Annotated in this window: 17 protein-coding genes; 14 read left to right on the top strand and 3 right to left on the bottom strand. The window is 44.6% G+C overall.

The annotated features are described in order from the left end of the window. Positions 1–6: 6 nt before the first annotated feature. Genes VHA01S_RS02955 through VHA01S_RS03005 form a run of 11 tightly spaced genes read left to right on the top strand, consistent with a single transcriptional unit; the run spans position 7 to position 11,317 of the window. On the top strand, positions 7–366 hold the full coding sequence (locus VHA01S_RS02955; protein ID WP_023402861.1) for an ApeI family dehydratase: 360 nt from the start codon (positions 7–9) through the stop codon (positions 364–366). A 1-nt stretch (position 367) separates the two neighbouring features. Continuing rightward, positions 368–2,080: a glycosyltransferase family 2 protein gene (locus VHA01S_RS02960; RefSeq protein WP_023402862.1), complete on the top strand. Its 1,713-nt coding sequence runs from the start codon at positions 368–370 to the stop codon at positions 2,078–2,080. Then, a complete protein-coding gene (locus tag VHA01S_RS02965; protein WP_023402863.1) occupies positions 2,061–3,614 on the top strand; it encodes an HAL/PAL/TAL family ammonia-lyase in 1,554 nt (517 codons plus the stop codon). The genes VHA01S_RS02960 and VHA01S_RS02965 overlap by 20 nt, the downstream gene beginning before the upstream one ends. Next, on the top strand, positions 3,614–4,066 hold the full coding sequence (locus VHA01S_RS02970; protein WP_023402864.1) for an acyl-CoA thioesterase: 453 nt from the start codon (positions 3,614–3,616) through the stop codon (positions 4,064–4,066). The genes VHA01S_RS02965 and VHA01S_RS02970 overlap by 1 nt, the downstream gene beginning before the upstream one ends. A 41-nt stretch (positions 4,067–4,107) precedes the next feature. Next, positions 4,108–4,758, top strand: coding sequence for an outer membrane lipoprotein carrier protein LolA (locus VHA01S_RS02975; RefSeq protein WP_084309040.1), 651 nt, complete (start codon positions 4,108–4,110; stop codon positions 4,756–4,758). Beyond that, positions 4,727–7,075, top strand: coding sequence for an MMPL family transporter (locus VHA01S_RS02980; protein WP_039970071.1), 2,349 nt, complete (start codon positions 4,727–4,729; stop codon positions 7,073–7,075). The genes VHA01S_RS02975 and VHA01S_RS02980 overlap by 32 nt, the downstream gene beginning before the upstream one ends. Beyond that, positions 7,075–7,692 (top strand): DUF3261 domain-containing protein, encoded by a 618-nt coding sequence (locus VHA01S_RS02985; RefSeq protein ID WP_023402867.1) that lies wholly within the window; start codon positions 7,075–7,077, stop codon positions 7,690–7,692. Before VHA01S_RS02980 ends, VHA01S_RS02985 begins: the two co-directional genes overlap by 1 nt. Before the next feature lie 14 nt (positions 7,693–7,706). Beyond that, the gene (locus VHA01S_RS02990; protein WP_023402868.1) at positions 7,707–8,912 is read left to right on the top strand and encodes a beta-ketoacyl-[acyl-carrier-protein] synthase family protein; all 1,206 of its coding nucleotides are present in this window, start codon (positions 7,707–7,709) and stop codon (positions 8,910–8,912) included. Further along, complete coding sequence (locus VHA01S_RS02995) at positions 8,905–9,369, top strand: hotdog family protein (RefSeq protein WP_023402869.1); 465 nt, start codon at positions 8,905–8,907, stop codon at positions 9,367–9,369. The genes VHA01S_RS02990 and VHA01S_RS02995 overlap by 8 nt, the downstream gene beginning before the upstream one ends. After that, on the top strand, positions 9,366–10,091 hold the full coding sequence (locus VHA01S_RS03000; protein WP_023402870.1) for a 3-ketoacyl-ACP reductase FabG2: 726 nt from the start codon (positions 9,366–9,368) through the stop codon (positions 10,089–10,091). Before VHA01S_RS02995 ends, VHA01S_RS03000 begins: the two co-directional genes overlap by 4 nt. Next, a complete protein-coding gene (locus tag VHA01S_RS03005; protein WP_023402871.1) occupies positions 10,088–11,317 on the top strand; it encodes a beta-ketoacyl-ACP synthase in 1,230 nt (409 codons plus the stop codon). Before VHA01S_RS03000 ends, VHA01S_RS03005 begins: the two co-directional genes overlap by 4 nt. A gap of 130 nt (positions 11,318–11,447) precedes the next feature. Here VHA01S_RS03005 and VHA01S_RS03010 read toward each other — a convergent pair whose 3' ends face one another. Both VHA01S_RS03010 and VHA01S_RS03015 read right to left on the bottom strand, forming a co-directional pair. Then, positions 11,448–12,059, bottom strand: a complete 612-nt coding sequence (locus VHA01S_RS03010) for an SDR family oxidoreductase (RefSeq protein WP_023402872.1) — start codon at positions 12,057–12,059, stop codon at positions 11,448–11,450. 80 nt (positions 12,060–12,139) lie between these two features. Next, positions 12,140–13,297, bottom strand: a complete 1,158-nt coding sequence (locus VHA01S_RS03015) for a D-alanyl-D-alanine carboxypeptidase family protein (protein ID WP_023402873.1) — start codon at positions 13,295–13,297, stop codon at positions 12,140–12,142. 361 nt (positions 13,298–13,658) lie between these two features. Between VHA01S_RS03015 and VHA01S_RS03020 the strand changes: the two genes are divergently transcribed. Next, positions 13,659–13,979 carry a hypothetical protein gene (locus VHA01S_RS03020; RefSeq protein ID WP_023402874.1) on the top strand — a complete coding sequence of 107 codons (321 nt, stop codon included), beginning with the start codon at positions 13,659–13,661 and terminating at the stop codon, positions 13,977–13,979. Between the two features lie 5 nt (positions 13,980–13,984). On the opposite strand, the gene VHA01S_RS03025 is transcribed toward VHA01S_RS03020, so the two are convergent. Beyond that, positions 13,985–14,986: a sugar-binding transcriptional regulator gene (locus VHA01S_RS03025; protein WP_023402875.1), complete on the bottom strand. Its 1,002-nt coding sequence runs from the start codon at positions 14,984–14,986 to the stop codon at positions 13,985–13,987. A gap of 425 nt (positions 14,987–15,411) precedes the next feature. Here VHA01S_RS03025 and tal point away from each other — a divergent pair, with 425 nt between their 5' ends. Both tal and VHA01S_RS03035 read left to right on the top strand, forming a co-directional pair. Beyond that, on the top strand, positions 15,412–16,362 hold the full coding sequence (gene tal, locus VHA01S_RS03030) for a transaldolase (RefSeq protein WP_023402876.1): 951 nt from the start codon (positions 15,412–15,414) through the stop codon (positions 16,360–16,362). 220 nt (positions 16,363–16,582) lie between these two features. Further along, on the top strand, positions 16,583–17,344 hold the full coding sequence (locus VHA01S_RS03035) for a RecX family transcriptional regulator (protein ID WP_039970074.1): 762 nt from the start codon (positions 16,583–16,585) through the stop codon (positions 17,342–17,344). Positions 17,345–17,351 lie beyond the last annotated feature (7 nt).

Here is a 17,351-nt window from a genome sequence, read left to right on the forward strand (position 1 = left end):
AAGCAGATGCACAAAAGAAAACCAACCATCATTGATGTGAATTGCGCTGATACGCAAGCCACACTGCAGCTTAAAGTCGACGCTGACATCTTGGATTTTTGCGGCCATTTTTCTCATTTCCCTTTATTGCCTGGAGTCAGTCAAATTGATTGGGCGCTGTTTTATGCGGTTGAATACCTAAATACACCCGCTGTATTTAAAGGGATGGAAGTGATTAAGTTTCAAGAGCCTATTTTGCCTGATGCACAAGTCACTTTGGATTTGAACTGGGATAGCGATAAGCAAAAACTCTCCTTCAAGTTTAGCTCGCAACAGGGCGAATTGTTGGTGATTCATTCCTCTGGAAAAATGAAACTAGGGAAATAATGTGCAGACTTACCAGCCGTGCTTTTTAATTCCTTGCTATAACCATGGCAGTACTATTGATGCTGTAGTGGCTTCGCTAGAAGCGTTTGCTCTACCTTGTATCGTAGTTGATGACGGTAGCGATAGTGCCACTAAGCAAGCCTTGCAAGAATTAGCCAACAGCCGTGAGGTAATTTTAGAAACTTTAGCTGAAAACTCAGGTAAAGGCGGCGCGGTGATGGCCGGTATTCGCAAAGCTCATCAACTTGGTTACAGTCACGTTATCCAAATTGATGCCGATGGTCAGCATGACGTTGACGCTCTGCCTAAGCTGATTGTTAGCTCAAAAGCGCACCCTACTCATCTTATTTCGGGGCAACCTATTTACGATGCGAGCGTGCCAAAATCTCGTTTGTACGGTCGCTATGCCACCCATATTTGGGTATGGATAGAGACACTGTCATTGTCTATTAAAGACAGCATGTGCGGCTTTAGAGCCTATCCAGTCGCAAAAACTGTGGCTGTGCTGGATAAATACCGCATTGGTCAACGCATGGATTTTGATATCGAAATCTTAGTACGCATGTACTGGGAAGGCGTTGATATCGACTTTGTTGAAACCCGCGTAATTTACCCAGAAGGTGGCATTTCCCACTTTGACGCTTTGTGGGATAACGTCAAAATCAGCTGGATGCATACCCGTCTGTTTTTTGGCATGTTACCAAGAATCCCTAAGCTGTTAGCGCGTCACTGGCAAAAGCCTACCAACACAGATAAAACCCATTGGTCAAAACGTCAAGAGCAAGGCACTGTGCTTGGCATTAAACTGATGTTGGCGATTTACACCCTACTGGGACGAAAAGTGTTTAACCTGATCCTAAAAGTGGTGATCCGCTATTACCACTTAACAGGCAAAGACGCCAAATTGGCCTCAGAACAATTTTTACAACAGCTGCAAAGCTATGCCACAGCACAAGGCATTGCACTGCCTAAACCCATCGACAGTTATCATCACCTACTCTCTTTTGGGCACACTATGCTCGACAAACTGGCGGCGTGGAAAGGCGATTTTAATAGTGCCAACCTGACCATACACGGCAAAGAACACTTCCCTAAAATTGCCCAAAGCCAACGTGGCGTTATCTTGATTGGCTCACATTTGGGCAATATTGAACTGTGCCGAGCATTAGCGCGTAAGTACTCACATGTAAAAATTAATGCTTTGGTGTTTACCGAACATGCAGAGCGATTTAATACCGTAATGAAAGCGGTCAACGCAAATTCAGACCTAAACTTGATTCAAGTGAGTAGCATTGGGCCTGATACCGCGATTTTATTACAACAAAAAATTGAAGCTGGTGAATGGGTAGTGATCGTCGGCGATCGCACCTCCACCAGTAAAGAAAGTCGCTCAGTATGGGCGGACTTTTTAGGTAAACCTGCGCCATTTCCGCAAGGTCCATTTTTGCTGGCATCGGTGCTAAAAGCACCGGTATATCTGCTATTTGGATTACGAGATGACTCTAGTGATAAGCCGCTGTTTGACGTTTATTTTGAACCGTTTAGTGACAAGATCATTCTTCCTCGAAAAGAACGTCAACAAGCTCTGCAAAATGTCGTGCAAAGCTATGCCGACCGTTTGCAGCACTATACATTGCAAGCTCCTTTGCAGTGGTATAACTTTTTTAATTTTTGGACATTAAGTGATCAGAAAGATGACAGAAAAAAACACTAACACCATTACCTTCGGCGCTCAGGCGCTTTCTATCGAAGACGTTGTTGCCATTGCACAAGGTGCAGATGCCAAGCTAAATAATGCGCCAGAGTTCACTAGCAAAATTGACCGTGGTGTGGCGTTTTTAGAACGTCTTTTAAAAGAAGATGGCGTGGTTTACGGTGTGACTACCGGCTATGGTGACTCATGTACTGTGGCAATTCCACCTAACTTGATTGATGAACTGCCACTGCACCTTACTCGTTTCCACGGCTGTGGTCTGGGTGACATTTTAACGCATGAACAAGCAAGAGCGGTTCTGGCAACTCGCCTTTGCTCTCTAGCGCAAGGTGTATCGGGTGTTTCGCATGAACTACTAAACCAAATCATCACTCTGATCAACAAAGACATTACTCCGCGCATCCCTGAAGAGGGTTCTGTGGGCGCAAGTGGCGACTTAACGCCTCTTTCTTATCTTGCTGCGGCGCTGATTGGTGAACGTGATGTGATCTATAAAGGCGAAACTCGCCCTACCGAAGAAGTATTTGCAGAGCTTGGCATAGACCCTATTCGTCTTAAGCCAAAAGAAGGGCTGGCACTGATGAACGGTACTGCGGTAATGACCGCTATCGCTTGTCTAGCCTACAAACGCGCAGAATACCTAGCTCAGCTGTGTTCTAAGATCACAGCCTTAGTTTCTGTGGGCATGAACGGTAACCAGTTCCACTTTGATGAAGCATTATTTGCGGTAAAACCTCATCCAGGTCAGCAACAAATTGCAGCATGGATTCGTGACGATCTAAAAGCAGAACGTCCACCACGCAACAGTGATCGTCTACAAGACCGTTACTCGCTACGTTGTGCACCGCACGTTATCGGCGCGGTTCAAGATTCTCTACCTTGGATTCGTTCTTTAATTGAAAACGAACTAAACAGTGCCAACGACAACCCTATCATCGATGGTGATAACGAGCGCGTACTGCACGGTGGTCACTTCTACGGTGGTCACATTGCTATGGCAATGGACACGCTAAAAACCGGTATTGCTAACCTAGCGGATCTACTTGACCGCCAAATGGCTCAGCTAATGGATTACAAATTTAACAACGGCCTGCCATTTAACCTAACCGGCTCTGAAGGCGAAAGAAAACCTATTAACCACGGCTTTAAAGCAGTACAAATTGGTATTTCGGCTTGGACGGCTGAAGCATTGAAACACACCATGCCAGCGAGCGTATTCTCTCGCTCTACTGAGTGTCACAACCAAGATAAAGTGAGCATGGGGACTATTTCGGCGCGTGATTGCGTACGCGTACTTGAGCTTACCGAACAAGTGGCTTCGGCTTCATTGCTTGCCAGTGTACAAGCGCTAGAAATTCGCCGTCGTCACAATGAATTAGATGATGGGCACCTAAGCTCAAACCTAAAATCAATTCGTGATGCCGTATTAAGTGAGTTTGAATTTGTCGAAGAGGATCGCCCTCTTGAGCATGACTTACGCCACTTTATGGCTCGTATTCAACAGCGCCACTGGCCTCTATACTCGGAGAAATAATGGCAAACGACAGTCGATTTTCACTCGAATCTGAGGTGACTTTAGTCACCTCATTTCAAGATGCCGACCCTATGGGAGTCATCTACCACGGTAACTACTTCCGTTTTTTTGAAGAAGCCCGTCGAATCTTAATGGATAAGATTGGCTATGGTTATTTAGCCATGCAAAAATCTGGGTACATGTGGCCAATTATTGATACTCGAGTACGCTACGTTAAAGCGATTCCCTTTTGTCATGAGATAAAAGTAACCGCCAAATTGACGGAGTGGGAAAATCGATTGCGCGTTGACTACGTAATCTATGATGCAGCAACCAAGCAACGCATGTGTAAAGCGCATACGATGCAGGTTGCTGTCTCCATAGACAGCCAAGAAATGTGTTTTGTATCGCCCAAAGTATTTACCGATAAGGTGGAATACTGGCACAGTCATGGCAGCAATAGCCCGTCATGAAACCTTGTATCAGTGACGTTGACAGAGCGAGAAACCGCAGCATGAAAAACCATAATCTAGCTAAGTGGCTAACTAAATGGTCAGTTAAGTGGCTAACAATGGCCTTAATGGTGATGTCACCATTGTCATACGCTCAAGTGACCGATCTGGCTTCTTTGCAAACGCAATTGGCTCAGCACGACATTGTGCGTGGCGACTTTACTCAGTTGCGTAGTATTGAAATGTTTGCCCAGCCTCTGCGCTCACAAGGCACATTTACCCTAAGCAAAACCAATGGTTTATTATGGCAACAAAATACGCCATTTCCGGTCAATCTGGTATTAACCAAAGATAAGCTGCGCCAAACATTTGCCAATCAAGACCCGCAAGTGATCACTGCCAAAGAAAACCCAATGGCGTTTTATTTTAGCCATGTGTTCTTAGCGGTATTCCATGGCGATACACAAGCGTTAAAAGAGCAATTTAACATCGACTTTAGCGTCAAAGCAGGCACTTGGACGATTACCTTAACCCCAACACAAGCGCCACTGAACTCAGTATTTAGCTCAATTGTGTTAGTCGGCACGCAAGCGATTGATAGCCTAACGCTACAAGAAATCCGTGGCGATAAAACCGAAATCGTATTCTCCAATCAAACTCATCAACCAGAGAATCTAAATGATGCTGAACAAGCTCAATTCAGCTTCAAATAATTCACACCGCAAAAGTCGCAACATTGCCTATGCATGGCTGATATTGGTGTTGCTGTTTATGGCTATGCTGGCAAAACAGTGGCTATGGTCAGCGCACTCTCCTATTGAGACTAACATCCTAAAATTGTTGCCGGTCAATCAACAAAACCCAGTGGTAGAGCAAGCTTTTGAATCCCTATCAGGAAACTTAAGCAACAAAGTGGTTTTTGCCATTTCGCTAAATAATAAAGATAAAGATCAAGACACAGTTTTTACGGCTGCAAGCCAATTACAACAATCCCTCACACATACTGGGTTGTTTAATGACGTGGTCGGCAAAGTTAGCGCCGATCAGCAAAAATTATGGGCTTCGTATTATTTTAAGCACCGCTTTCAGCAGTTAACGCCCCAACAAAGAGAACGACTGCAACACGCCCCTCAAGATCAGGTGCAGTTAGTCGTGCAGTCGGTTTACAACCCTTTTTCTGGTGTCACAGGCACTGAGCTTAGTAACGACCCATTTTTACTGTTTCGCGACTATCTGTCGCAGTTAACCCAAAACAGCTCGGCATTTACTATCGACAATGGTTTTCTCTCTGCGGTGCATGATGGCAAGAAATATCTATTAGTCACCGCCACATTAAAAGACTCGCCATACAGTTTGCAAGCGCAAAAAGGTGTGCCGGAAATACTGGCCATTGAACAGTCACTTTCAGAGCAATTTGACGCGCAAACGGTGCACACCGGTGTGCTTTTTTATGCGGAGTTTGGCACCCAAAGCGCCAAATCAGAAATAAGCACCATAGGCTTATTTTCATTGCTTGGCGTGATTGTGCTAGTCATTGGCGTGTTTCGCAGCGCCACACCGCTACTGCTGGCTATTTTATCCATCAGTGTGGGGTTATTGTCTGCTTTGGCACTGACCACCATGATCTTTGGTCGTATCCATCTGTTTAGTCTGGTCTTTGGCGCCAGTTTAATTGGAGTATCCATTGACTATGCTTTTCACTACCTGACTGAGCGCCTTGCTAGCGGACAGCAATGGAACAGCCGATTAGGTTTAAAACACATATTTGTCGCCATTACTATGGGGCTTGCCACCAGCTTAATTGGCTATTTGGGCATGTTAATTGCGCCATTCCCTGGCTTGCAACAACTGGCGCTATTCTCATCGATTGGTCTGATTGCCGCCTACATTACTGTGGTAGCTTGGTATCCCATGTTAGCGGCTAAACCCAGCGTTAACCGCACTTTACCCGGCATATGGCTATGGCAACAATGGTTGACCTTATGGTCAAAGAAAAGCGTCAAATATGGACTGCCAATTGTTTGCTTGCTTGCATCGCTAGCTCCATTAATGCATCTGCAATACAACGATGACATCCGCCAACTACAAGCGATGCCAGAGCAGCTAAAACAGCAAGAGCAATTCATTTCTGAGCTCAGTGGCAGGCAGTCGTCACAACAGATGCTAGTGGTGACCGCCTCTAGCGATGAAGCGTTGCTACAACGGCTAGAATCGCTAGAGCTGACCTTAAATGATTGGCAACACAGCGGTACTATTAAGGGCTATCAAGCTCTGTCTCAATACGTAAGCTCTGCCTCGCGTCAAAAACAAAGCTATCAGTTAATTGAAAACTTGTATCACACCCAGGCTAATACCTTAACAAAAGCGCTGTCTCTTACCGATACACCCAGCATCCCAGAGCAATTTACGCCGATTTCTCTGGCTGACTATTTAACGCAGGTGGTCTCCGAGCCAACACGTTTTTTGTATGTGGGAAAAATAGACGATAAAGTGGCCAGCGTGGTCATGTTAAATGAGCTGAATAATCCCGAACAAGTTAAAGCCTTTGTTGCTTCGCAACCCGATATTAACTACTTAAATAAGGCTGAAGAGATCTCTTCGTTGTTCGCTAAATATCGCGTAAAAGTGGTTGAGTTATTACTTGCTGCCCTTAGCGTTATCGCCCTAGTGCTCATTAAGCGTTATGGGTTTAGGCACACAGTGAAGATTTTACTGCCTTCGATTATTGCGTGTTTGGCCGGGCTTGCCGCCGCTTTAGCAACAGGTGCGTCACTAAACTTGTTTAACCTGCTGGCGCTGATTCTGATCATTGGTATCGGCATTGACTACACTTTATTTTTTGCTGAAAAATCTCGTAGCCCAAGTACATTACTTGCGATTACCTTGTCAGCATTGACCACTTTGCTTTCGTTTGGTCTGCTGTCTTTGAGTCAAACCCATGCCATTCACAGCTTTGGTATTACAGTATTGTGTGGCATTTTTGTCGCTTGGTTATTATCACCATTGGCCATTACGCAAAAGGATAAATAATGAGGTTTTGTAGCTATCCCAAATCACTGCTGACATTACTATTGAGTCTGATGCTAAGCGCTTGCGTAACCACTATGCCCACCGCACACACGCCTGCGGTCAACATCACCGCAGAGCAGCAAGTGTATTTGCCCACACCAGACTCTCTTGGCTATTCGCTCAGTGCCAGTCAGCTTATTGAAGCCACTTGGCACAATGGTAAAAGCGATCGCACAGAGCAACTCCCTGTTCAGTTACAAGTGACCCAGGATAAGCTCGTTTTAGCCGGGTTTTCATCTTGGGGAACAAGAATATTATCTCTTGAGTATCAAGGGGATAAGATATCAAGCGAGGTACTTACTGGGCTAGATGGTGTGTTGCCTGCACCAGAACAAGTGCTGTTTAATTTAATGATCACTTTATGGCCGACTTCGGCTTGGGAAGCGCCATTAAATGCAGTACAGTGGCAAATATTGGATACTGACAATAACCGCAGTATTTATAACAGTGACGGTAAAGAAATCATCCATATTCAATACAGCAATAAAGATAAACTGAGTGGGAAAATTATTTTCCATAACCTAATTGATGATTACACTATAACGATTACTACACTGCAATCCAAAAAAACTGACTAGCACTGATAACCCTAATGACGACACAAAAATCTCAACCTATTTTCATCCAAGACTGTGGCTTTCACTCTGCGATGGGCGCAAGCCATACCCAGATACATCAATGTCTGTCAGGTCTGCACGCCTCAAATATGCTGCAAGACGACCATATTCTCAATACTGGCACCTCAACCGTCATTGGTCGGGTAACTGACTCTTTACCTGACATCCCTGCACATCTTGCCGATTTTGATACTCGTAATAATCAGCTTGCCCTATCGGCGATACAGCAAATTGAAACCTCAGTGAATAACGCAATTGCGCAATATGGCCAGCAACGCATTGCCGTTATTATAGGCACCAGTACCTCAGGGATTGCCGATGGTGAAATAGCTTACCAGCACAAATCACAAGCAGGTGATTTTCCTAGTGACTTTAATTATCGCAAACAAGAACTAGGAAACTGCAGTGACTTCATTGCCGCCTACTTTGGCATAACCGGACCTTGCTACTCTATCTCAACAGCTTGCTCCTCTAGTGGACGAGTATTTATCACCGCTCAGCGATTACTGCGCAGTGGCATTGTTGATGCGGTATTAGTCGGCGGAGTAGATTCAATTTGTCGCTTAACATTAAATGGTTTTAATGGCCTAGAAGCGCTATCAAACACTTTGTGTAAGCCATTTGATGCCACACGCGACGGCATCAACATTGGCGAATCAGCCGCATTAATGCTGTTGACTGGACAACCTGAAACCAATAATAAGCAACCAAACATTGCGCTCTTAGGTGCTGGCGATAGCTCAGATGCGCATCATATTTCGGCGCCACACCCAGACGGATTGGGCGCAGAGCAAGCGATGCAAAAAGCCCTAGACGATGCAGGGTTAAATGCTGAAAATATTGGTTACGTCAATGCACATGGCACTGCCACCCCACTTAACGATAGTATGGAGAGTAAAGCCATCTATCGATTGTTTGCCAATCATGTTGCGGTTAGCTCGACCAAGCCCTTAACCGGGCATACACTTGGCGCCGCCAGTGCGACAGAAGCGGCAATTGCTTGGCATATTTTAAAATACGACTTAGAACTCCCCCTACAACACTGCAAAGATAAAGCTGAAGATATCGAGGTTTCATTACTGGAAACGCCGACAAAATTGCACGGCAAAGCTATCTTAAGTAACTCTTTTGCGTTTGGTGGAAATAACATCAGCCTAATTTTTGGTTTTATAAATGACTGACTACCCATCAATTGCACAATTAGTGCCTCATGATGAGCCGATGATCTTTATCGACCGTGCCATAGATATCCAACAAGATAGCGTGCACTGTCAGGTAGACATTGGCGAAAACAATCTGTTTTTCAACCTTGAGCAAAACAGTATCCCCGCTTACGTCGGTATTGAGTTTATGGCTCAATCATTAGCGGCATGGTCGGGGTATCACTCCCTGCAAAAAGGTGAGCAACCCGCGATTGGCTTTTTACTGGGAAGCCGACGTTACATTTCCCATTGTGACGCGTTCGGCAAAGGGCAAACACTGGATGTGTATGCTGAAAAATTGATGGAAGATAATGGCATGGCGGTCTTTACTGCCCGCATTGAATTTGAACAAAAAGTCTTGGCAAGTTGCCAACTGAATGTGTACGTACCGTCAGAAGACAAATTAAAAGAAATGAAGACTAGGAGTCAACAATGACCCGACATGTGTTGGTGACAGGCGCAAGCAAAGGTATAGGTAAGGCAATTGCCATTCAATTGGCAAGCGATGGATTTACCATTGCCGTCCACTACATGGGAGATCGTCAAGGTGCCCAAGATACTCTAAATGTGATTGAAGAGAACGGTGGTCATGGGCGTCTGATCCAATTTGATATCAGCGACCGCCAGCAATGTCGCGCTGAACTTGAAGCTGATATCGAAGCGCATGGTGCATATTACGGTGTGGTCAACAATGCCGGTATTACTCGTGACACCGCTTTTCCTGCCATGACAGAAGAAGAATGGGACGGGGTTATCCATACCAACCTAGATAGCTTTTACAATGTATTGCACCCTTGCATCATGCCTATGGTGCAAAAGCGTAAAGGTGGCCGCATTGTGTGCCTAACGTCTGTTTCAGGTCTTATGGGTAACCGTGGCCAAACCAACTATAGCGCTGCTAAAGCGGGCATTATTGGGGCCACTAAATCACTGGCACTTGAGCTGGGTAAACGCAAAATCACCGCCAACTGTGTCGCTCCTGGTCTCATTGATACAGGTATGGTTGAAGAGCATGTAAAAGAGCATGCACTCCCACAAATTCCGCTACGCCGCATGGGCCAACCTGAAGAAGTGGCAGGATTAGTCAGCTATTTGATGTCTGACATTGCACAATATGTCACCCGCCAAGTCATTTCTGTCAATGGAGGCTTAATATGAAGCGCAGAGTTGTTGTAACTGGTATGTCTGGCGTTACCGCATTTGGTAACGACTGGGACACAATTGAGCCTAAACTGCGCGCGTGTGAAAACGCCACTCAATATATGCCTTCTTTTGAGCAATATGACGGTCTAAACACCAAACTTGCCGCTCCTATCGATGATTTTGAGTTGCCAAAGCACTACAAACGCAAACAAGTCCGTGGCATGGGTCGAGTATCAAAACTGGCGACAGTAGCAACCGAAAATGCGCTTCAATCAGCAGGATTACTGGGTGCTGAGATACTGACCAACGGCCAAACGGGCATTGCCTATGGCTCGTCTACGGGTAGCACTGATGCCATCGGCGCTTTTGGCGTGATGCTAAATGACAAAACCACCAAAGCCATCACAGCAACCACTTATGTTCAAATGATGCCGCATACTGCCGCAGTCAATGTGGGATTATTTTTTGGCTTAAAAGGTCGCGTAATTCCCACCAGTAGCGCTTGTACTTCAGGCAGCCAAGCGATTGGTTACGCCTATGAAGCCATCAAACACGGCTATCAAACTGTGATGGTGGCCGGCGGCGCAGAAGAGCTTTGCCCGACTGAATCTGCGGTATTTGATACCTTATTTGCCACCAGCTTAAAAAATGATGCGCCGAAAAGCAGTCCTCGTCCTTACGACTCCGACCGAGATGGTCTGGTTATTGGTGAAGGTGCGGGCACTTTAGTCCTTGAAGAGTACGAGCACGCCAAAGCTCGCGGCGCAAAAATCTACGCGGAAGTCATAGGTTTTGCTAGCAACTGCGATGCCACCCATGTAACGCAACCGCAAAAAGATACCATGCAAATTTGTATGGAAATGGCACTGCAAGACGCAGAGTTGTCAGCAGATCGCATCGATTATGTTTCTGCACATGGCACAGCAACCGATCGCGGTGATATTGCCGAAAGCAACGCCACAGAAAGTGCTATTGGTAAAGTGCCTATCAGCTCTTTGAAAAGTTATTTTGGACATACTCTAGGCGCTTGTGGCGCTATCGAAGCTTGGCTAGGTATTCAAATGATGCATACAGGGTGGTTTAACCCAACCCTAAATCTAGAAAACATCGATGAACAATGTGGTGACCTAGATTACATCACAGGTACAGGCCGAGCGTTGGATGTGGAAACTATGATGAGCAATAACTTTGCTTTTGGTGGTATTAATACTTCGCTTATTTTCAAGAAGACAGTCGAATAGTCTTATTCAAATAGCTTCTATTCATATTATGGCTTCTACAAAAAATCACCGCATAACTCTGCGGTGATTTTTTTATTGAGTACAGAGTCATTCACAACTCAAGGCATTGCTCACGGTATTGCTCAACACATTATTCAACACATTGATAAATTTGATTAATGCTATCTTCTGATTCCAGCAATTGCGCGACTAGAGCAGCCACTTCACCGCGCGCAATAGAGCCGTGTACTTCGCCACTTTGCGATAAAACACCTAGCCCATTGCTCGCGCCATCTTTTAAACCGCCAGGACGTAAAATGGTGTAATCCAAAGCACTGCTTTGCAACCAAGACTCAGCCAGTGATTTTTCACGTACTGCGCCACCAAATACCGCTTTGGCTTTATCTGACAAAAACGGCCAAGTATCACCACAGCCTAAAGAGGTCACCATCAAGAAACGTTTGACTTGTTTTGCTTGCAAGGCATCAATCAAATGACGATGTCCAATATAGTCCACCGCTACCTGCGCTTGAAAACTGCCCATACTAGAAATCACCCATGCATCGCTTGGGATCTGCTCTACTGTACTTGCCACTTGTTGCGGATCAGTAGCGTCACACACCAACGTAGCAACCTGAGCCAAAAATGGATTTTTGCTTGGATTTCGCGCAACGCCAGTAACGTCATAACCTAAAGCAACAAAATGCTCGACCATAGCCGCGCCTAACCCACTAGCGGCCCCCCAAATAACAACTTTTTGCATCTTCATACACCCTTAAATGATAATGATTGTATTTTACATTAAGGGAGTATGAAGACTATTGTTTTTACTCAGTTTTGTTATCAAACAAAGAATAATTTGATGTAATCAATCAGCCTTTTGAACAAGCTACCTTGCTCAACATCTTGTAGCGCCACCAAAGACACACGTTTTAACAGCTTGTCATTGGCATCCAAATAGCTCACGGTGCCAATTTCATCGCCTTTTAAGATAGGCGCTTTTAACTTGCTTGGCAGATCAACCACTGCATTGATCTTGTCACCACTACCACGGCGCACCGACATATACACATCTTCTGCTACGCCCACGCTAAGATGGTTTTCTTGCCCCATCCATATTCTGGCTGCAGTAACTTCAGAGTTGACTTCATGTGGTTGAATGGTTTCGAAGAAGCGGAAACCGTAATTAAGTAGGCTTTTGCTCGCCGATGTACGAGAACTTGCACTGGATGTTCCCATTACTACAGAAATCAAACGCATATCACCTTGAGTGGCGGTGCTCACCAAACTGTAACCAGCCCCTTTGGTGTAGCCTGTTTTCATGCCATCCACATCAATGCTACGGTCACGAAGTAGCGCATTACGGTTATGCTGAGTAATTCCATTGTAGGTAAACGAGGTTTCGCTATAAAGCGGGAACAGTGTCGGCACATCTCGAATCAATGCTTGCCCTAACTTCGCCATATCGTAAGGTGTGGTCACCTGATCAGGATCGTCTAAACCATGTGCATTAGAAAAGTAGGTATTATTCAGCTGTAAACGATTTGCCCAATTATTCATCAAATCGACAAATGCGCTGTGAGAGCCTGCAACGTGCTCGGCAATCGCTACCGATGCATCGTTACCCGATTGAATAATCAAGCCGCGCAGTAAATCGCTAAACTGGACATTGGTGCCCACTTCAATAAACATTTTTGATGAATCAGGGAAGTTTTTCGCCCAAGCTTCACGGCTAATTCTCACATTATCCGTTTGTGAGATATTGCCACGATTGAGCTCTTGACCTGCGGTATAGCTGGTCATGAGTTTCGTTAAGCTAGCTGGTTTTAAAGCGATATGAGCGCCGTGCTCCGCAATCACTTCACCAGAGTGATAATCCAACAGCACATAGCCTTTAGCTGGCAATGAAGGTGGGTTTGGCACCGCAACTGGAGAGGCCATCGCTGAAAATGAGAAAGCGGCAAGTAGCGTAAGAGTGGATCGATTCAGTCTTTTATTCATAAGTTCCAAAGTAACATTGAGTTCAAGGGATAGTTCGCATATTGAGATGTTTATATGTCATTATTTTTATCTCATATTCGATACGCCAACACAGACTTTAAAATAAAAATCTATTCACGATTGAATATGCACCTTGAATATTACCTTGTCATATGTACTTTTATGTACTCCTATTTAGCCATCGGAAACAATCACTTACACACAGTGACATTTCGCATAATCTCAAGCATAAACAAGGGTACAGAAATCAATCTTTCCTCTTCCGTCTCCTTACAGGCTACGCCATAGAAAATTTAATAAACAAAACCAAGATTCGCGTTTATAATGCCGTATCTATTCATTAACACGATTGTTCACTCAGATGATAAAAAAATACTTTATTGTTTTGTTGGTTGCACTATTAGCTGGCTGTACTCACAACCAAGCCAAAGCCCTAGCAATTAATACCTCTTCGGTAAATGTCTATCCACAAAACATGACCAATATTCAGCTGTGTGACACCTTATTTTACGGTCGCCACACCAACCAAACTCTGGCGGCAATCGGCAGTGAATTTAACCGCAGAAAATTATCCAAAACTTGGTGTGATCAAGCGGGTAATAAATGGTATTTAACCAGTACGGTTGAATGGATTGTGCACCCGCATAGCAAGGCGCACCACAGTAAAACTCATAACAGCTAGGCCTGTTATCGGATAGCTTGCGCTGAGCGCGTCATCTGCTCATCCAGATTTAACAGCGTAAGTGCATTGCTGACATTCGTGGCGATGACATCTATCGCACCACTGCGTAAAGCACCCAATAGAGCTAACGGTTTGCTGTTTTCTGAGGCAATGGCGATGACCTCAGAGATCAATCTGAACTCTTCCATCCCTAAACCGATTACGCGATCGCTCATTACTGTGTGCGCCACTTTGCCGTTGATATCAAAAAAATCATAACCGGCAAAGTCGCCCACAACGCCTTGCTCTAACCTTGCTTGGGCTACTTCATTGGCGGTGAACCAACCTAAGTCGACCATATAGCTATTTTCACTCATGTCCCCAATGCCCACTAACGCAACATCCGATTTTCGAGCTAAATCTAAGGTTTGCTTGATGGTGGCATTTTGCATAAAGGCGAGCTTTTGCTCGCGGTTTTCTGCATAGGCAGGTGCGTATAAGGTTTCGGATGTACCGCCATATTTCTTAGCTAATTGCCGACAGATATGATCGGCATTAAACATCCCGCCTCTTGGGTGAATGCCGCCAATGCTGCAGACAAACTTACAATCTCTCGGGCTCACCACTCCCACATAATGAGCCACCGAAGAGACATTACGTCCCTGCCCGACACTGATCACCATGCCACTTTTTAACGTTTGCGTAAGATAATTGGACACCAAGCCTGCAATCAACTGACGCTGTGCTTCTTCATCGGACTGATCAAGAGAGATCAAGGCTCTTTTTATACCAAAGCGCTGCATAAGGCGCTGCTCTATCTTGGCACTAAACACAGGGTGGTATTTCACTGTGATCTCTACAATGCCCTCATCTCGAGCTTGTTTGAGCATCCGCCCTACTTTTGCTCGTGAAATGGAAAACTTTTTAGATATTTCTTCTTGGGTGGCACCGTCTTGATAGTACGCCACCGAGATCTCGGTTAATAGATCGCTATCTTGTTTTGAAATCTCGGAATTTGGACGATTCATAAATACCCCCTAAGATGAATGGATAATAAGCGCAGGCAGGTCTCTATCTGCAACAGCCTCCTATGGTACATTTACTCATAGCCATTACAAATGATCGACTCAGCAAAATTAACAAGAAAACTCAATTTGGTTCAAATAACGTACAGAATCACGCTGCAACTCATGTTTTTACACCTAATAAAAGATAAAGGTGTCGTTAACTTGGTATATCTTTATCTGAGGCGTTGACTTTAGATCGAGAACAGATAAGTATAATTCCTATCAAATACTCAAGCATACGACATATGCTCTTAGAGTTAAGTTTCTTAGTTAGTTGAGCAAATGCTATCAATTGTAGCGATAATAGACTGAGCAACTGATGAACAATAATTCAATTTTTAAGACTGCCACTGGCGTAATAGAGCCCATTTAAAGGACATTCGATTATGAGCAATAAGTTAGAGCAACTTCGTAAACTAACCACAGTTGTTGCAGATACTGGTGATATTGAAGCGATCAGCAAATACACCCCTGAAGACGCAACAACGAACCCTTCTCTTATCCTTAAAGCGGCGCAAATTGCAGAATATGCTCCTTTGATTGACGCTTCTATCGAATACGCGAAAAATCAAAGCACTGATAAAGCACAACAAGTACAAGATACTTGCGACATGCTTGCGGTTAACATTGGTAAAGAAATCCTAAAAGTGGTTCCAGGACGCATTTCAACAGAAGTGGATGCTCGTCTTTCTTACGATACAGAAGGCAGCGTGGCAAAAGCGCGTCAACTGATCAAAATGTACAACGATGCGGGTATCAGCAATGACCGTATTTTGATCAAACTGGCTTCAACCTGGCAAGGTATCCGCGCGGCGGAAATCCTAGAAAAAGAAGGCATTAACTGTAACCTAACGCTATTGTTCTCTTTTGCTCAAGCGCGTGCATGTGCCGAAGCAAATGTTTTCCTAATCTCGCCTTTCGTTGGCCGTATTATGGATTGGTATAAAGCAAAAGAAGGCCGTGACTTTGAACCTTCTGAAGATCCTGGCGTACTGTCTGTTTCTACTATCTACAACTACTACAAAGAACATGGCTACAAAACTGTAGTCATGGGCGCAAGCTTCCGTAATATCGGCGAGATTCTTGAACTCGCTGGCTGTGATCGTCTAACGATTAGCCCTAACTTGCTACAAGATCTAGAAGATGCGCAAGGTGATGTTGTTGAGAAACTGATCGACTCTAACGGCACGAAAGAGCGTCCTGCAGCTATGACCCATTCAGAGTTCCTTTGGGAGCACAACCAAGATCCAATGGCAGTAGAAAAACTAGCGGAAGGCATTCGCAACTTTGCGGTAGACCAAGGCAAACTAGAAACAATGATTGAAGCAAAACTTTAATTCACTTTTAGTGCTCAACTAGATTCAAATCATCAGGGGAACCAATCGGTTCCCCTTTTATTTTGCTCATTTCCTCATCAGCCAAAAAGCACACTTTAAACCATCTGCAACTCACCCCAAGATGCACTATGATATCGCCAGTAGTACCAATAGGAATAAGATTGTGAATCATGAAAAAAACGGTAACGGCATAAGAAAAGCCACGCGCCAAGAGAGCGTAATGAATTCGGCTATGTGGCATCTTACCCAGCGTGACATGACCGAAAGCGAATTGCTGGCAAAACTGCGCATCAAGACTGACAATCAAGAGTGGATTGATAACACAATAGAAAGTTTGCGGGGTTTTGGTTATCTAAAATCGGATGCGGTATTTGCCGAACAGTTTGCCGAACAATCATTTAGCAATGAATACGCCTCTAAATACATTATCGAGAAACTAAAAAAGAAAGGTGTACCGGAAAATGTCATTTTAGAGGCCATCGATAAGGTTAAGCTGCAACGTAATATCGACGAGCAAACACTGGCTATCGAACGCATCAACAGCCAATATCATGACTTTACCATCAGCCGAGAAAAACTGGTGGCGACGCTACAAAAACGCGGCTTTTCCTATCAACATATTCAAGTGGCAATCAATCAACACCCACAGAGCCATCAGCTGCAAAGCAATTTAGAGATCAAAGCGGCCAAAGCCGATTTAGAAAAAGAAGTGCTTAAATATGTGCGAAAAGGCAAAGGGCTAACAGTGATTCGCCAAGAGCTTAAATTACGAAAAATAGACATTAGCGACCTAGATACATTTGTTGAGAAAGCCTGCCTTGACGGCACTATTGATTTCTATGGTTCGTGTTTAGAGCAGCTGCAAAAAAAATCGTACGACCTGAATGATTTTAAACAAAGAAGCAAAGCCTATGCCATGTTGATGCGCAAAGGCTTTTCCAGTGAAGAGATCAAGTTTGCCTTAAGTGAAGCGCAAGAATAATCTGCTT

It is taken from the genome of Vibrio halioticoli NBRC 102217 (assembly GCF_000496695.1).
Taxonomy (GTDB): Bacteria; Pseudomonadota; Gammaproteobacteria; order Enterobacterales; family Vibrionaceae; genus Vibrio; species Vibrio halioticoli.